15 protein-coding genes, 1 rRNA gene and 1 riboswitch are annotated in these 15,373 nt (G+C 55.8%); of the genes, 2 read left to right on the top strand and 14 right to left on the bottom strand.

The annotated features are described in order from the left end of the window. Positions 1-40 precede the first annotated feature (40 nt). The 3 genes from QWJ34_RS24325 to QWJ34_RS24335 all read right to left on the bottom strand — a co-directional run bounded on the left by QWJ34_RS24325 (position 41) and on the right by QWJ34_RS24335 (position 4,481). Positions 41-1,492, bottom strand: a complete 1,452-nt coding sequence (locus QWJ34_RS24325) for a 3D domain-containing protein (RefSeq protein ID WP_302731702.1) — start codon at positions 1,490-1,492, stop codon at positions 41-43. Positions 1,493-1,823: 331 nt separating this feature from the next. Further along, positions 1,824-2,058, bottom strand: a riboswitch (cyclic di-AMP (ydaO/yuaA leader). 201 nt (positions 2,059-2,259) lie between these two features. Beyond that, entirely contained in the window at positions 2,260-3,027 is a 768-nt protein-coding gene (locus QWJ34_RS24330; protein ID WP_302731703.1) for a TatD family hydrolase, read from the bottom strand. A gap of 152 nt (positions 3,028-3,179) precedes the next feature. Next, a complete protein-coding gene (locus tag QWJ34_RS24335) occupies positions 3,180-4,481 on the bottom strand; it encodes an HD domain-containing protein (protein ID WP_302731704.1) in 1,302 nt (433 codons plus the stop codon). A 372-nt stretch (positions 4,482-4,853) separates the two neighbouring features. Between QWJ34_RS24335 and QWJ34_RS24340 the strand changes: the two genes are divergently transcribed. After that, entirely contained in the window at positions 4,854-5,108 is a 255-nt protein-coding gene (locus tag QWJ34_RS24340; RefSeq protein ID WP_172247901.1) for an AbrB/MazE/SpoVT family DNA-binding domain-containing protein, read from the top strand. A gap of 187 nt (positions 5,109-5,295) precedes the next feature. Here QWJ34_RS24340 and rsmI read toward each other — a convergent pair whose 3' ends face one another. From rsmI to QWJ34_RS24385, 9 genes are all read right to left on the bottom strand, one after another. Next, positions 5,296-6,192: a 16S rRNA (cytidine(1402)-2'-O)-methyltransferase gene (gene rsmI / locus QWJ34_RS24345; protein WP_302731705.1), complete on the bottom strand. Its 897-nt coding sequence runs from the start codon at positions 6,190-6,192 to the stop codon at positions 5,296-5,298. After that, entirely contained in the window at positions 6,164-7,006 is an 843-nt protein-coding gene (locus QWJ34_RS24350; RefSeq protein ID WP_302731706.1) for a tRNA1(Val) (adenine(37)-N6)-methyltransferase, read from the bottom strand. The genes rsmI and QWJ34_RS24350 overlap by 29 nt, the downstream gene beginning before the upstream one ends. 99 nt (positions 7,007-7,105) lie before the next feature. Then, positions 7,106-7,486, bottom strand: a complete 381-nt coding sequence (locus QWJ34_RS24355) for an initiation-control protein YabA (RefSeq protein WP_302731707.1) — start codon at positions 7,484-7,486, stop codon at positions 7,106-7,108. Between the two features lie 32 nt (positions 7,487-7,518). Beyond that, on the bottom strand, positions 7,519-8,319 hold the full coding sequence (locus tag QWJ34_RS24360) for a PSP1 domain-containing protein (protein ID WP_302731708.1): 801 nt from the start codon (positions 8,317-8,319) through the stop codon (positions 7,519-7,521). Positions 8,320-8,439: 120 nt separating this feature from the next. Further along, positions 8,440-9,435, bottom strand: a complete 996-nt coding sequence (gene holB / locus QWJ34_RS24365) for a DNA polymerase III subunit delta' (protein WP_302731709.1) — start codon at positions 9,433-9,435, stop codon at positions 8,440-8,442. Positions 9,436-9,610: 175 nt separating this feature from the next. After that, positions 9,611-10,054 carry a YaaR family protein gene (locus tag QWJ34_RS24370; protein WP_302731710.1) on the bottom strand — a complete coding sequence of 148 codons (444 nt, stop codon included), beginning with the start codon at positions 10,052-10,054 and terminating at the stop codon, positions 9,611-9,613. Between the two features lie 157 nt (positions 10,055-10,211). After that, a complete protein-coding gene (locus tag QWJ34_RS24375; protein ID WP_302731711.1) occupies positions 10,212-10,541 on the bottom strand; it encodes a cyclic-di-AMP receptor in 330 nt (109 codons plus the stop codon). 77 nt (positions 10,542-10,618) lie between these two features. Next, complete coding sequence (tmk, locus tag QWJ34_RS24380) at positions 10,619-11,284, bottom strand: dTMP kinase (protein ID WP_302731712.1); 666 nt, start codon at positions 11,282-11,284, stop codon at positions 10,619-10,621. 86 nt (positions 11,285-11,370) lie between these two features. Next, a complete protein-coding gene (locus tag QWJ34_RS24385; protein ID WP_302731713.1) occupies positions 11,371-13,071 on the bottom strand; it encodes an aminotransferase class I/II-fold pyridoxal phosphate-dependent enzyme in 1,701 nt (566 codons plus the stop codon). A gap of 189 nt (positions 13,072-13,260) precedes the next feature. Between QWJ34_RS24385 and QWJ34_RS24390 the strand changes: the two genes are divergently transcribed. Then, positions 13,261-13,791, top strand: coding sequence for a hypothetical protein (locus QWJ34_RS24390; protein WP_302731714.1), 531 nt, complete (start codon positions 13,261-13,263; stop codon positions 13,789-13,791). Positions 13,792-13,894: 103 nt separating this feature from the next. Here the strand turns inward: QWJ34_RS24390 and QWJ34_RS24395 are convergent, their stop codons facing one another. Next, complete coding sequence (locus QWJ34_RS24395; protein ID WP_302731715.1) at positions 13,895-14,161, bottom strand: hypothetical protein; 267 nt, start codon at positions 14,159-14,161, stop codon at positions 13,895-13,897. Positions 14,162-15,039: 878 nt separating this feature from the next. Continuing rightward, positions 15,040-15,156, bottom strand: a 5S ribosomal RNA gene (gene rrf / locus QWJ34_RS24400). Between the last annotated feature and the right edge of the window lie 217 nt (positions 15,157-15,373).

Below are 15,373 nucleotides of genomic sequence, written 5' to 3' on the forward strand. Positions count from 1 at the left end.
CGGGCATCAGCGTAAACGCCCGCATCGTACACGGGGACATTTACGGTTTGTTCGGTCCGATCACATAGATCGTCAGTCCGGACTTGCGGCCGAAGTTCAGCGCCGCCCCGAGGCTGTCGTAGTAAATATCGATCTTCTTGCCTTTGATCGCGCTGCCGGTGTCTTCCGCTTTGCGGTAGCCGTACCCTTCGATGTACACCCACCAGCCCAGCGGAATCACGTTCGGATCGACGGCGATGGTGCGGCCTTCGGTCACGGTCGTGCCCGTTGCGGTGCGCGTTCCGATTCCCGGCTCCTGCGAGGAGTAAGCCGTGGCGGATACGCCCGTCAGCACTTTCTTATATTCGAATCCCTTGTCGCCGGACGATGTATTCGCGGCAGCGGCGGTCGTGAAAGTCTTCTCGACTACCGGTTCTTTGGTGCCGACCGCGATAATTTCGTTCTGCTTCTCGGTTTTGGTCTCTTTGTCTACGAGGTGCTTGGTGACGTACTCGCCGTTCTGGTACACTTTTTCGATCGTTTGAACGACGACGCCTTCGACGCCTTTTTGTACCGTCTTGGTTTTGCCTTTAAGCAGCGAGGAGTCTTCCTTCTTCACGGTCTGGTACGGAATGGTTACTTCCTGATCGACCGTGAATTTGCTGATGCGGTTGACCGACACGCTGATGTTTTCCGTCAAGCCATTGGACTCGCTCGGATATACCTTGTCGTTCTCGCCCAGCTTAACGCCCCAGTCTTTCAGAGCTTCGCCGACCGTTCTTTCGGTCGTATAAGCCGTTTCGGTCTTTTCTCCGCCAACCGTAAGTTCGACCGGAAGCGCCGTGTTCAGCTTCACTTCGTCGCCTTCTTGAATCGCCGATTCCAGCGGTTTGGAGATTTTATCGTGCTTGCCGACTTCGATATCCCAGCTTTCGAGGGCATCGCCCACGGTAGCTTCGGCGGTATAGGCTTCTTCGGTCTTGCCGTCGATCGTCAGATCGACCGGGAAAGCCGTCGTAATCGCCACTTCGCCGCCGTTTGGCACGGCCGAAGCGACCGGTACCGAGATCTTGTCGAACTCGCCGAGTTTTACATTCCAGCTTTTAAGCGCCGCGCCGACCGTTTTCTCGGTCGTATAACGCGTTTCTTTCTTTTCGTCCACCGCGAGCGTTACCGGAACCGCCGTCGTAATGGAGATCTGATCGCCGTCCTGAATCGAAGCGCCGAGCGACATCGACAGATCGTCCTGCGGCTTTGTGCTGACCGAGTGCTCGTTCAGGAACTCCTGAAGGCTACCCTTGTGCGTAGTCAGCGTTTGAGCTTTTCCGTCCACGACCAGCACGATTTGCTTTTCGGCTTTTGCATACAGGCCGAGCAGCACCATCGTCACTACCGCGACGACGAACAAAGCGACACCCAAAATTTGAAGCCCGTTCTGGCGCTTCCAACGCAAAGCGTAAGTCATGCTGGATGATCGTGAACCATGGGTGTCTTCTTTAGTGAAAATGCCCACTACTCCGTCCTCCTCCATAGCCCCGCCGTCAAGTATATCCAAGAAAGAATTGACGCGACTACTTGCTATTTTTTCGTAAAAACGTGCAGCACAAAATTCGTGTTTCCGGGCAGAGCCGGGGGTGCGCCGTTTCTACGTTCAGTCCGTTCAATCAAAGTTCAGCCGGTGAATCCCACACTTATGTACGCTTTTCCCTGTTCAAACCTTTTCCGGTTAAAACAAAAGAAGCCTGGAGAAGAGTACTTAAGAAATCTTAAGAGGAACTCTTCCGCGGGCTTCCCTCTAGAAAATCGACAAGTTGACGATCTGAGGAAAACATAAGGCGCGTGGCTGCCTCTCTCTTATGACGCTTACGAGGTTAGCTGTCGGGTTCGGACAGAAGAGAGTCGTCCTATGTCGGCTCTTCCGCTCATGGCGAGAAGACCTTCAATTCACCCCATAGACCCAATAAAAAGGAATCGGCCACGGCATTGGCAAACGGGTATAATCGTCCGTTTTTGGAAAATGCCGCTTCGGGTTCCCCCGTTCTCCGTTATGTATGGACGAAGATTCAGCGAGACGGTACATGAATTTATCGGATTAACCGAACATACGGCCGGATTAATCACTGACAAGATAATAGCTTTTTTCAGAGGACTTTGTAAAGCTGCGCAATTTCACGTTTCCCGGATTAAAAGGTTAAAAATTTGTAATCTTCTTCTCTTTTTTGTAACAAAGAGATTAATATCTCGCAAATGCTCTCTTTTACGCCGGTTTTTCTCCCGTTCTTAACTGATACCAAAAAGACTCATCGCATTTTTTGTCGTACGATCGGCAATTTCTTCCAAAGAAACGCCTTTAAGCTCGGCTGCTTTTTCAGCGACCAGACGTACATAAGCGGTTTCGTTTCGCTTGCCCCGGTACGGATGGGGGGTCAGATAGGGAGCATCCGTTTCGATCAGCAGACGATCCATCGGCGTTTTTTCCAGTACCTCTTTCGGCTGCTTGGCGTTCTTGAACGTCACCGGCCCGCCGAACGACAAATGGAAGCCCATATCGAGGCAGATTTTGGCCGTTTCCCAGCTGCCCGAGAACGCGTGCATGATCCCGCCGACTTCCGACGCGTTTTCTTCTTTCAGGATGCGGATCGTATCTTCGTGCGCTTCGCGGTTATGGATCACGATCGGCAGCTTGACCCGCTTCGCCAGCGCGATCTGCTCGCGCAATACGCGGTGCTGGATCTCTTTGGGCGATTTGTCCCAATGGTAATCGAGGCCGATCTCGCCGATTGCGACCACTTTCTCGCGGCTGCACAGCGATTCGATCCATTCCAGGTCCCCTTCCTGCATATCGATCGCATCGACCGGGTGCCAGCCGACCGCCGCATATACGAACGGGTACTTCTCGGTCAGCGCCAGCGTGGTCGGAATCGTTTCCCGGTTGAAGCCGATATTGACCATCCGGCTGACTCCCGCTTCCACCGCCCGCGCTATCGCATCGTCCCGGTCTTCGTCGAACTCCGGAGTATCCATATGGGTATGAGTATCGAACAGCATGTCCGCATCTCTCCTTCTCATGTTTTCGCAATCTGAAAAAAGTTGTTTTCTTGGTACGTCTTCTTGTTTTCAATCGTTTTCTGCATTTTTTCTGACGTTACACTTTCAATTTTTCAAACGCAAAATCGGGCGATTTTTCTCCAATAACAGCATTAATCGGCCGAAATCGGGAAAATCGAGGCGATATGGGCCGGCAGCCTGGAGATCACGGAGGATAGTTTGTGGTGAGGATAATACAAATGGTATTTGCCTCGGTGCAGTCCGCTGATCGATCTTATGATATCGGAAACTTCGGAAATTTCTCTCAATTTACCCTGTTTATCAATCAGGATGATCCCGTTGCCCATACCGGAATCGTCGGGACGGAATACGTCGTACGGAAGATCGGTCGGAAAGTCGATTTCGAAGTCGTATTCGGGATGCAGGCCGACCTGTTCGAAGCTGGCGCGGATCTCGTCGATGGTCTCCATGTCGATCGAATCGACCTCTACATATTTATACAGTCGGCGGTGCAGAAAACGGCAGCACAGCTCTCTCAATATCGGATCTTTTTCGTCGCTCCACTGCATAAACGTCGTCTGGATCAGCGATTCGTCCAGCTTCAAATACTCTTTGACGCTGAGTTCGTTTACGAACAGTCCCGGAAGCGGCTGCGGCAGAAATTCGAAAGCGTATCCTTCTTTATGCAGTTCGGCCGCCCGGCGAAAAATTTGGCGCAGGATGATTTCCGAGCTTCTCGTCACCGGATGGAAGTAAACCTGCCAGTACATCTGGTAGCGGGACATCAGATAATCTTCGACGGCGTGCATGCCCGATTCCTTGACCACGATCCGGCCGTTGTGCGGACGCAGCATGCGCAGGATCCGGTCGATATCGATCGTGCCGTAGTTGACTCCGGTGAAATACGCGTCGCGCAGCAGATAATCCATCCGGTCCGCGTCCAGCGGGCTCGTAATCAAGTTGACGACGATTTCCTGCTCGTAGTCTTTGCGGATCACGGAAGCGACCCGCTCCGGCAGATCGGCCGACACTTCTTTCAGCACGCGGTTGACGTCGGTATCGCCGAGAATGATTTTGCAGGTCCAGTCTTCGTGGTCCATCTGGAACGCTTCTTCGATCGAGTGGGAAAAAGGCCCGTGACCGAGATCGTGCAGCAGCGCCGCGCACATCGCGACCATATTTTCTTCGACCGGCCAGTCGGGATAACCGCCGCGTTCGAACTGCGAAATAATGCGCCGGGTAATCTCGTAAACGCCGAGCGAGTGCGAGAAGCGGCTGTGTTCCGCGCCGTGGAAAGTCAGATAGGTCGTGCCCAGCTGACGAATCCGGCGCAGCCGTTGAAATTCCGACGTATTGATCAGCGACCAGATGGTCCGGTCCTGTACATGGACATAATTATGCACCGGATCTTTGAACACTTTTTCTTCTCGCAGCGGCTTTATGAAGCTCGGCATGGCATTCCACTCCTTTTGGGCAAAAAATAAAGGCAAGATTTTTAGTATATTGTCGAATAATGTCGTAAAACCAACAAAAACATTTCCAAATTATTTTTATGTGGGTGAAACGTTTCAATGTTACTTTTACATCATATTCTCTAATTATTTTTCTTTTTTTATCAAAAATTAAGCAAAACTTCAGGTTTCCAGGGTTGACTATTCTGGGAATCATTGTTATTATGAGGAACATAAAAGATAGAACATTGTCGAATATTGACACTGAGGGATATACACCGGCCGATGATTGACCGATAGATCGAAGATCGAATCGCAGCTCGCGTGAATACCCGTAACCCTTTTAAATCACACTTCCCGGGAGGAACGAATATCATGATGAAATCCACAGGTATTGTTAGAAAAGTAGACGAGCTGGGCCGTGTCGTTATCCCGATCGAACTTCGCCGCACACTCGGCATCGGAGAGAAAGACGCCCTGGAAATCTATGTCGACGGCGAGCGCATCATGCTGAAAAAATACGAACCTGCCTGCATCTTCTGCGGCAATGCCGATAATGTTACGTACTTCAAAGGCAAGATCGTCTGCTACGATTGCGTTTCGGAAATTCCGGCCCCGGTCACAAAATAAGGGAAGCCGATTTTGCAAAATACGCCCGATCGGTTATAATGGAACTACCGAAGAGAAAAACAGGCCCAGTCCGGGGTCGTGCAATCTTTACTTTGTTAATTCTAACCTTTTTTATATCTCCTTGCACCCTCGCTTCGCCGGTTTCCGGCGTGCGGGGGTTCTTTTTTCGGATATTTTCGGACATTCCTCAGTTTTCTTCGTTCAACAGCGCGTTGTATATATCCCGTTTGGACAATCCCCGGTCGGAAGCCGCCTTTTTCATCGCTTCTTTGCGCGCAAGACTCTCCCGCTCTTCGTAATGGCCCACATGCTCCTGCAGCGTCAGTTCCTGCCACCAGGCGTCTTTACGCTCCTGCGCCTGCTCCGCGCTTTCGCCTTCGACGGCAATGCAGTATTCGCCGATCGGCGGACGCTCTTCCAGCAGCTCCAGCAGCTCGGCCAGCGTGCCTCGCGCGATCTCTTCGTGCCTTTTGGTCAGCTCTCTCGCCAGCGCGGCTTTTCTCGGCCCCCAGGCTTGAAGCATCGCTTCCAGCGTTTTGGCGATTCGGTGCGGCGATTCGTAGAACAGCAGCGTGCCGTCAAGCCGGGACAGCGAGTCCAGCGCGGCGCGCCGGTCTTTGTTCTCGCGGGGCAGGAAGCCGGCAAAAGTAAAACGTTCCGTCGGCAGTCCCGATACGATCAGCGCGGACAGCGCGGCATTGGCGCCGGGCACCGGCACGACCGGAATTCCCGCTTCGATCGCAAGTCTGGCCAGGTCCGCTCCGGGGTCGGAAATCGCCGGCAGACCGGCATCGCTGACGATCGCCAGATTTTTTCCTTCTATTATATAGCGTATCAGTTCGGGCCCGCTGGCACCTTTATTGTGCTCGTGATAGCTGAACAATTTCTGCGGCACGATCTCGAAATGAGTCAGCAGCTTGCGCGTCTGCCGGGTGTCCTCCGCCGCGATCAGCTCGCATTCGCGCAGCGTCCGCACCGCCCGGTACGTCATATCTTCCAGATTCCCGATCGGCGTCGCGACCAAATACAGCGTCCCCGTCCCGTTTGCCTGCGGTTCAAAACTTTTCTGGATCTGCATGACCATCTTCCTTTCCCGCACTTCCGTAATAAATTGTCAGAATTTCTTCACAATATTGCCCGTCTTCGTTGTAAACGATCAGCGGCGGAAGTACCCGCATCTCCGGTTTGCCGTCGCGCAGCCCTTCCACCAGCACCATATTGGCTTCCATATGCGCGCGCGGATGCACGAAGCGGACGCGCTTGGGCTCGATCCGGTACTTGCGCATCAGCACCAGAATATCGGCAAGCCGATGCGGCCGGTGCACCATCGACACTTTGCCGCCGGGCTTGATCATTCTGGCGCACGCCTGCACCACATCTTCCAGCGTACAATGGATTTCGTGCCGGGCGATCGCTTCGTGCTCGTTCGCTTTGATATCGCTTCCGGTCAGCGGCGTATACGGCGGATTGACCGTTACCGCGTCGTACATGCCGTGTCCCGCCGTTTCGTGAAAATGTTTGAGATCGGCGTTATGGATCGTAATCCGTTCCCGCAGCCCGTTCATCGCCACGCTGCGCTCCGCCATGCCGGCCAGGCGCTCCTGGATCTCGACGCCTTCGATTTGGGCGCGCGTCCGCGTGGACAGCAGCAGCGGAATGACTCCGTTGCCGGTGCACAGGTCCAGGACCCGTCCTTTGGCCGGCACGGAAGCGAATCGTCCCAGCAGCACGGCGTCCATGGAGAAGCTGAACACGTCCCGGCTCTGAATGATTCGCAGATTCTGCGTCAGCAGATCGTCGATCCGCTCGCCCGGCAGCAGGGGGATATCCGGCCGACTCCCGGCCGTCGTTTGCGTTTCTTTATGAGGTTCGATCGATCTTTTTACCGGTTCTTCCATCAAGCAGCGCTCCTTTTCCAAAAAAAAGCCGCAGGCAACAAGCGCCGCGGCTTTCAGGCTGGGATGTGGTCCTCACATCCGGATACATCGATACAATCGTTATTTATTCAAAAAAGACAGGCAGAACAGACAATCGCCTTCCGTGCGCAGATGTCCGTAGTATACATTGCAGATATGGAAGCCTTCGTGGTACAGGCGGGCCAGGTTGTCGTAGCCTTCGCCTACCATATCGCCGGCCTCCTCGTCCTTTTTCTTCGGTTCGCTGAGGACGTTGTACGGCTCGGGACGCGCGCTGGAAGCCGCTTCTCCCTGGGCTTCCCTTTTCAAAATTTTACGCAGACGTTCGTTTTCGGTGAGCAGACGCTGGTTGTCTTCCATCAGTTCCTTGACCGCCTGCTTCATCGTGCCGAGTTCGTCTTTGAAGCTTTCCACCTGCGTTTCCATCTCGTGGATTTGCGCAAAAACATTTTTCTTCTCCAAGTAAACTCCACCCCAGAGCGGTTCCGATTGACTTACTTGACGACGATGTCGTCCAAGGACAATTCTTTGACCTTGCTGATCTCAAACAGCTGCACATGCACCATCCGCTTGCCCGCGTTGATGCCGACGACCTTGCCTTCTCCGAGTGAAGTAACGACCATGCGTCCCACCGCCGGAAGTTCTTCCTTGCTGCTTTCGTAATTGTCGTGCTCGAACTTGAGGCAGCACATCAGACGTCCGCACAGACCCGAGATTTTGGTCGGGTTGAGCGACAGATTCTGATCTTTCGCCATCTTGATCGAGACCGGTTCGAAATCGCCCAGCCACGACGAGCAGCACAGCACCCGGCCGCACGGTCCGATTCCGCCAAGCATTTTCGCTTCGTCGCGCACGCCGATCTGGCGCAGCTCGATCCGGGTCCGGAAAATGCTGGCCAGATCTTTGACGAGTTCCCGGAAATCGACGCGGCCTTCGGCCGTGAAGTAGAAAATGATCTTGTTGCGGTCGAACGTGTACTCCACGTCCACCAGTTTCATTTTCAATCCGTGATCCTTGATCTTGTTCAAGCAGGTGGCAAACGCCTTGCGGGCGGCCTCCTTGTTCTCTTCGACCACGCGCGCGTCCGAATCGCCGGCGATCCGGATCACCCGTTTAAGCGGAAGGACGACGTCGTTTTCCTGCACCTGCTTCCTGCCCACGACGACTTTCCCGTATTCGACGCCCCGCGCCGTCTCGACAATCACGCACTGTTCCTGCTCGACGGGGAATTCCAGGGGGTCGAAATAATATACTTTGCCCGCTTTCTTGAAGCGGACTCCGACTACACTGTACAAAGCCAGACCTCCCTTGCGCGCATTCAAAAACGTTCGGTCCCGGATGCCCGCCGGACTTTATGCTTCGCGTCCCGGCCGCTCCGGTCCCCTGACCGCGTCAGCGGCTTGTTTCCTGCAGGCTCAGATCGAGCCCGCCAAAGGGACGAGTTCCACCAAAAACTGCTCAAGACAAAGCTGGGTGTTCATGTTGGATTTGAGCTTCTTTTTGCTTTCCGCGGTCATGGACATACAGGCTATCCAATATTCCGTACTGCGGGAACCTGCCACTTGGGAGATAAACTCCATCTGATCTATGAAAACGATGTGCTCGCGCCGTTCGGATTGAACGTGAATCATATCTCTGAACCACAAATGGAAAAGATCGAACAGGCTTTCCAGGTGCTCGCCAAGTCCGCCCTTGAATACTTTCTGCTGGGCGGTAACAAGGCTGGCTCCGCTTCGGCCGATCGACTCCTTCCCTAATTGTATCACTACATTTCTTATTTCTGCAAACCAATTCTCAGCCGCAAGCTCCCGGCATTCGTCGGGACCGGGCGTCAGATAGGCGGCGCAGCGGGCGGCGGGGGTCGCCAATCCTTCGGCGGCAAGCTCGCTCAGAATATCTTCGGCGCCCATCGATGTAAAAGGAACGAGCTGCGTGCGGGAACGGATCGTCGGCAGCAGCGCCTGTCCGTTCTCCGACAGCAGAATCGCCACCGCCGGAGCGGGCGGCTCTTCCAGGAATTTGAGCAGGCTGTTCGAAGCCTGAACGGTCATCTTCTCGGCTTCGTCGATAATATAGACTTTGCGGCCGGCCGAACCGGAACGGTACGAGAACATTTTCTGAAGCTCGCGGATCTGCTCGATCTTGATCGACGCTCCGCCCGGAACGACCGTCTGCAGATCGGGATGGTTGCCGTGCTCGACTTTGCGGCAGCTCAGGCACTCCCCGCAGGCGTCGCCGAGTTCCGCTCCACGCTCGCACAGCAGCGCCTTGGCGAAAGCTTCCGCTACTTTGCGCCGCGAGCTTCCGCCGGGACCGCTGAACAGATAAGCATGCGAGACGCGCCCGCTGCGCAGACTGGCGCCCAGCATGCGCTTGGCGGTGGCCTGGCCGCTGATTGTTTGTAAAGACATGGGGCAGGCTCCTCTTTTATTAAAAAATAACCGGCGTAAGCCGGTGATGTTAGGCGACTTTATGCTGCCCGCCCAACGCCGCCTCTCGCTCCCGCACTACGGCGCATACAGAAACGCCGAGCGCAAGCCGCAGAGGCGCGCTTCGGCGGAAACGGTGTTAAGGATGGATTTCCTTTTAGAACAGCAGGTTCACCAGCAGTCCGCGAATTTCGCCGATCTGCTGAAGCAGCTGCAGACGGCCTTCTTCGCTCGTCAGCAGTTCGTCGGCCATCGCCAGCAGCGAGCCGTCGACTTCGTCGATCAATTTGTAGCGCTTGGTCCGGCCGAGCCGGTCCCAGCCTTTGGTGTCCTTCATGCCGACGCCGCGGCGGACCGTATCTTCGAGGAAACGCTTGACCATCGTGCGGTAAGCCCGCAGCTCGCGCACGGTCATGGAACGAGCCAGACGGTCGCCCTGCCGGTTGATCTCCTGCATGCGGCGGCCCAGCTCGTCGTTCGTCGTCTGCGCTTCCTGGTTGCGGATCGCGTCGGCGAAGCTGCGCTGCTCGACCGGACGGGCCGCCGTTTCCGGCGCGACCGGCATATTGTTGAGGGGTCTGAACCCCGGATTGATTTTCATGGCTTATCCCTGCCTTTTCTCCGTAAAGACGGGCGGTCTCCCGCGGGAGAGCCGCTCGGCTCCAGGCCGGCTGTCCGCCGGTAAATTGGTAGATTCCAAGATGCTGCGGCGGCGGGACAGCTCGGACTTTCTGCGCTTCCCGGAAGAAGCGTACGGATCAGAAATGTTCGAAACGGTCGACCGGAAGCACGAATACCGTCGCGCCGCCTACCTGTACTTCAACCGGAAGCGGCAGATACGAATCCGTCGTTCCGCTCATCGGCGTAACCGGAGTTACGAGCTGCTCGCGCACCTTACAGCTGTTGCGGATCACGCTCATCACGTTCTCGACCTGGCTGTCGTCCACCCCGATCAGAAATGTCGTATTGCCTGCACGCAGGAAACCGCCCGTACTGGCCAGTTTCGTTGCCCGGAAATTCGCTTTGACCAGCTCGCCGGATAGACGGTTGCTGTCTTTATCCTGCACGATCGCGATAATCAGTTTCATCCGTGGTCCCTCCCTTTCGATTGGCTGGTGCCTGCCAGGGCGGCAGGCGGAGCCGTATGTCTTTTATTCGACGCCGATCAGGAAAAATCCTGCTCCGCGCCGCCGAAAAGAAGGTTTTCTATGACTTCTTTTATATCGGCGAATACATGCTCTTCGCTTTGGCTTGCGTCGATCGTGACGAACTGTCCGGCATATTCGCGGGTCAGGTTGAGATAACCTTCCCGCACCCGCCGATGGAAATCTTCTTCTTCCAGATCGAGCCGGTTGATCTCGCGCTGCGCGTGCTTGGCGTGAATCCGCTGCAGCCCGACTTCCGGCGTCACGTCCAGGTACAGATTCCGATCCGGCCAGTATTCTTTGCCGTTTACATTGATCGCTCGCTTGTTGATGTCCAGCACGGCCCCGCCCAGCTCCCGGCCGTAGCCCTGATAGCTGAGCGACGACATGATATAACGGTCGCAGATCACGACTTTGCCCGCTTCGAGCGCCGGAATCACTTTGCGGATCAGGTGCTCGCGCCGGGCGGCCGCATACAGCAGACACTCGGTCAGCCCGCTCATGTCGTTGTCCACATCCAGGATTACGCTGCGGATCTTCTCCGCCACCTGTACGCCGCCGGGTTCGCGGGTCGAGATATAATCGACTCCCCGCTCCCGCAAATAAGCTTCGATTTTGCCGATCTGCGTGGTCTTGCCGCTGCCGTCAGGACCTTCCAACACTATAAATGTACCCGATTGCTCCATGTTTGGTTACCGCCTTCTTTTCTTTTTACCGTAAGATTTAATAGGATAAGACGAAAAATACGGCCGGAATATCCATTCAGCCGGCTTCAATGGGTTGAAGAAGCTTCTGCTGCGCCCGACTGCATCCGGATCGTGACAAGCGACGGATCGGAAGCCCCCTGGAACTTCGCCCCCGCTTCCCGCAGATCCAGCAGCTGCCTCTGCACGTCTCCGGTCAGCCGTTCCCCCGCGTAAAGAAGCGGGATCCCCGGCGGGTACGGCACGATCATCTCGGCCGAGATCCCGCCCGCGGCCTTCTCCAGCGCCACCGGCTCGGACGGCCCCGGCGGCGTCAGCCCGAAGGCCACGGGCTCGGAGATACCGGCGACGGACTCCGGCTTGAAAGCGGCGGGAGCCCAATCTTCGGTAGCGGGGCTGTCGGACGCTTCCGGCGGGGAAGTTCCGAACGCTGCGGGTTCGGAACCTGCCCCGCCCGGCGCGGAGCCGGGCGGGATCGGCGGCGAGTCCGAGCCGCGGTCTTGCGCCGCCTGCGCAGCGGCGGCGTCGGCTTCAAGTTCGCGCTGCACGTCCCGCAGCGCGGCGACCAGACGGCCGGCATCGTCCATGCCGGACCCGGGCCCGAGCGCCAGCACCGTGCGGCGCTCGTCGCTCATCTCCGCAATGCAGCCCGCGGCCGCCAGCCGCCGCTGCAGCGCGTAGCCGCTCAAGACTCGCCGTCTGTCGTAGACGGCGATCTTGAGCGGGTCCTGTTCGGCGTAGGCGCGCGCAGCGCCGCCGCCGAAGCGGACCGTGTCCGCGCGGCCGTGCGCGGCGGCCACGCCTGCTTCGCCGTCCGGCGGCTCCGGCCGGACGAAGCCGAGCCGGGGCAGCCGCTCCAGCTCGCGGCGGATATGCGCCGCGGCTTCCAGCGCCCCGTCAAAAGCCGCCCGTCCGCGGCTTTCCGTCAGGCTTCGCGCCAGATCCAGCGAAGCCATAATCGGATAGGACGGGCTGGAGCTCTGCACCATGCCGAGCCGCCGGCGCAGCAGACCGCGATCCAGCCGATCGCCCTGCACATGCAGCATGGCGCCCATCGTCATCGCCGCCAGCATTTTATGCGTGGACTGCACGACGCCGTCCGCGCCTTCGGACAGTGCCGAAGCGGGCAGCTCCGGGTGCAGCCCGTAATGCGCGCCGTGCGCCTCGTCGACCAGCAGCGGCACGCCGCGACGATGACACAGCCGCGCCGTTTCCCGGATGCCGCGGCTCATCCCGTAATAATTCGGCCGCGTTACCAGCACGCCGCGCGCCCGCGGATAGCGATCCAGCGCTTCCTCAAGCGTCGGCTCGCCCGGCAAAACGGCAATTCCGCTCTCCGGATGAGACTCCGGCGCCACAAACACCGCCTGCGCCCCGGCCAGCATCAGGCCGTGCAGCACGGACTTGTGCACATTTCGCTGGACGATCAGAATATCGCCCGGCGAAGCGCAGACGGTCAGAATCAGCGCCAGATTGCCGACCGTGCTTCCCCCGACGAGGAAGAACGTTTCCTCCGCCCCGAAGAATGCCGCGGCTTTCCGCTGCGCTTCCCGAATCACGCCTTCCGGATCGTGCAGATCGTCGGTTCCTTCGATCTCCGTGGCGTCCAGTTCCAGCGTTTCGCCGAATCCAAGCGGAGCCTCGCCCTGTGTATTTCGATAAAAGCGCCCGTCCTTGTGGCCGGGCACATGAAAAGAAGCTTCCTTACGTGCGGCGTAACGAAGCAGCTCCGCATACAGCGGAGCATCATTCGGATCGAATCCGTCCATGCCGCGCCTCCCGTTTTTTGCATTTTTCCTTTCTTATTGTACCCGATTTAAAGCTTCCGATTAAGACCGCGATGCGTTATGATTAAAGAAAATCATCTTCCCTCTTTAAGCAGCTTTAACTCGATTGTCAAAGACTGATCGCAAACCCGAAAAGAGGAAGCGTTTTAGGAAAAGGAAGGAAGGTCGGAGATGCTGGAGCAACAGCGCGAAAACGGCAATGCCACCATCTATCAATACCAGCTTATTCGAAAATTTAATATCCCCCGGCCTCTGCTGCTGGTTTACCTGCTTTTACCCATCCCTGCTTTGCTCGCCGGCACTTTTTTCTTCTCGTGGTCCGCGCTGATCTATATGCCCATCGCCCTGCTGCTTGTGCTGTGGATTCATTTCGTGGTCTCGCATTCCGTACTGTTGATCCGAGGTCCGATTTATCGCAAAAAATGGCGCCTGCGCACATCCGGGCTCTGGCTCGGTTTTCTGCCCGACCAGCATATCCGCTACGCCGTTTTCCAACAGGTCGTGCTGCAAACGCTGTGGATCGGCTTTGTTTTTATAGGAATCATGGTTGCCTGGGTCCCGCTTCCTTTCACGCTGGCCTTGCTGTTCTGCCATATCTGGTTTATGGCGCCGCGCCTCGCAATCTTGCTCAGTATGCGAGGCCAGCGCAGCGACGTGATGGTCAAGCTGAACGCCCAGGACGTCTCCTACTATATTCAATAAGCCGCAAACTTCATATCTCGACCGATAGAAAAAGACCGGCAGGACTTTCCTCGCAAAAGGAAAATCTCCGGTCTTTTATATGGGCTTTATGCTTCTGCAGTCATCAATTTTTTTTCGGAACCACTACGGTCAAATAATTGCCTTCCAGTGACAAATGCACGGTCGTTTCACCTTTGGAAAAAATAAAAATCGGATTGGGCTCTTCCAGGTTTTCCTGATCCGTCTGTTCGGTCCAGCCCCAGGCTTTGATCGTATCGAGATACACCTCGGGAATACTGTCCAGACTGTCCAATCCCGGCACGGAGTAGCGTACATAACTCATATTCGTATTGTCGGCTGTTACATCCGTTTTGTTTGCATCCTGAGGCACGGGAAAACTTTCTTCTATTGTCGCTCCGTCATAAATCGCCCAAGAGGAAGGTTCCTCCGACGTGCATCCCGCTAGAAGAAGAAGTGAACTGCAGAATAGGCAAAAGGCAAATAATTTCACCTTCGGCTTCATATTCAATTCCCCCTTACATCGCTCCGCGCATGCCAAAAATTCAGTTCATTTATAGTTCTTCACTCCTGGTTCAAAATTCCTTCTTCAAACCCGAAGTTCCCCTGAACAACTAAAATTCATGCTCGGCCTTTGATTTTTCCCTGAATCGCTGGTTTTACCGCCATAAAGCCCGGCGATTCATTCCTTCATTATACCCAGGATAGTTGGTAGAACGGTTACAAATCTGTCACCAGGGGAGCAGGCCCATTCCGATTTCCGACTCCGCTTGTTTTCCTCCCCTTTCATTGAACTAAAACCGTTTAGAGGAAGGGGAGGAAAGCCAAAGTCGCTCCAATCGGAACGGGCCAGCTCCGGGGGACGGGAAGGCTGCTCAAGCCTCTCGGCGCTTGAGCGGTCGGAGCCGGACGGCTTCGCCTGGTACGGCGCGCTTCGCCTCGCGCCTGGACAAGAGGATAGCGGCGTTGCCGACTATAAAGGCATAAGGGCGGGAGGGCATAAGAGCATAAAGGCGGAAAGGCATAAGGGCGTAAGATCAAGATCGTAACATCTAAAAGCAGTACGAGTAGCGGTACGACTTCCGTTTATTTCTTCCGACATTCTTTCTGTGTCCATCCTTTCTTTTTCGTTCCTTTTCTTTTTATCTCACTCGACTCGATAAAGCTTCGCCCCTTTTTACATGGTGTCGCTTCCTCTGGAACACACAAAAAAGCCTTCACCGTTATGTGCGGTAAAGGCTTTTTTTCGTCGCTTGGCGTCGTCCTACTCTCCCGGGACCCTGCGGTCCAAGTACCATCGGCGCTGGAGGGCTTAACGGTCGTGTTCGAGATGGGAACGTGTGGAACCCCTCCGCCGTCAACACCAAACCTAAGCTTACACAGTAAGCTGGAACAGGAATTTGAATCGCGGACCCCTTCGGGCAAAGCGAATCAAATTTCTACATACAAGGTTTGCACCTTGAAAACCGGATCCGAAACGATCTCTTCGCGTCATCGAAGTGACTTTTCTGTTGAAAAGTCGGGAGGATAAGCCCTCGACCGATTAGTACTGGTCAGCTCCACGCATTGCTGCGCGTCCACCTCC

Source organism: Saccharibacillus sp. CPCC 101409 (assembly GCF_030518235.1).
Lineage (GTDB): Bacteria > Bacillota > Bacilli > Paenibacillales > Paenibacillaceae > Saccharibacillus.

Excerpts from the sequence above, each read along its gene's own strand:
- QWJ34_RS24330 (WP_302731703.1), bottom strand. The coding sequence starts at position 3,027 with ATGCTGTTCGATACTCATACCCATATGGATACTCCGGAGTTCGACGAA.
- QWJ34_RS24335 (WP_302731704.1), bottom strand. The coding sequence starts at position 4,481 with ATGCCGAGCTTCATAAAGCCGCTGCGAGAAGAAAAAGTGTTCAAAGAT.
- QWJ34_RS24340 (WP_172247901.1), top strand. The coding sequence starts at position 4,854 with ATGATGAAATCCACAGGTATTGTTAGAAAAGTAGACGAGCTGGGCCGT.
- rsmI (WP_302731705.1), bottom strand. The coding sequence starts at position 6,192 with ATGGTCATGCAGATCCAGAAAAGTTTTGAACCGCAGGCAAACGGGACG.
- QWJ34_RS24350 (WP_302731706.1), bottom strand. The coding sequence starts at position 7,006 with ATGGAAGAACCGGTAAAAAGATCGATCGAACCTCATAAAGAAACGCAA.
- holB (WP_302731709.1), bottom strand. The coding sequence starts at position 9,435 with ATGTCTTTACAAACAATCAGCGGCCAGGCCACCGCCAAGCGCATGCTG.
- QWJ34_RS24370 (WP_302731710.1), bottom strand. The coding sequence starts at position 10,054 with ATGAAAATCAATCCGGGGTTCAGACCCCTCAACAATATGCCGGTCGCG.
- QWJ34_RS24375 (WP_302731711.1), bottom strand. The coding sequence starts at position 10,541 with ATGAAACTGATTATCGCGATCGTGCAGGATAAAGACAGCAACCGTCTA.
- tmk (WP_302731712.1), bottom strand. The coding sequence starts at position 11,284 with ATGGAGCAATCGGGTACATTTATAGTGTTGGAAGGTCCTGACGGCAGC.
- QWJ34_RS24385 (WP_302731713.1), bottom strand. The coding sequence starts at position 13,071 with ATGGACGGATTCGATCCGAATGATGCTCCGCTGTATGCGGAGCTGCTT.
- QWJ34_RS24390 (WP_302731714.1), top strand. The coding sequence starts at position 13,261 with ATGCTGGAGCAACAGCGCGAAAACGGCAATGCCACCATCTATCAATAC.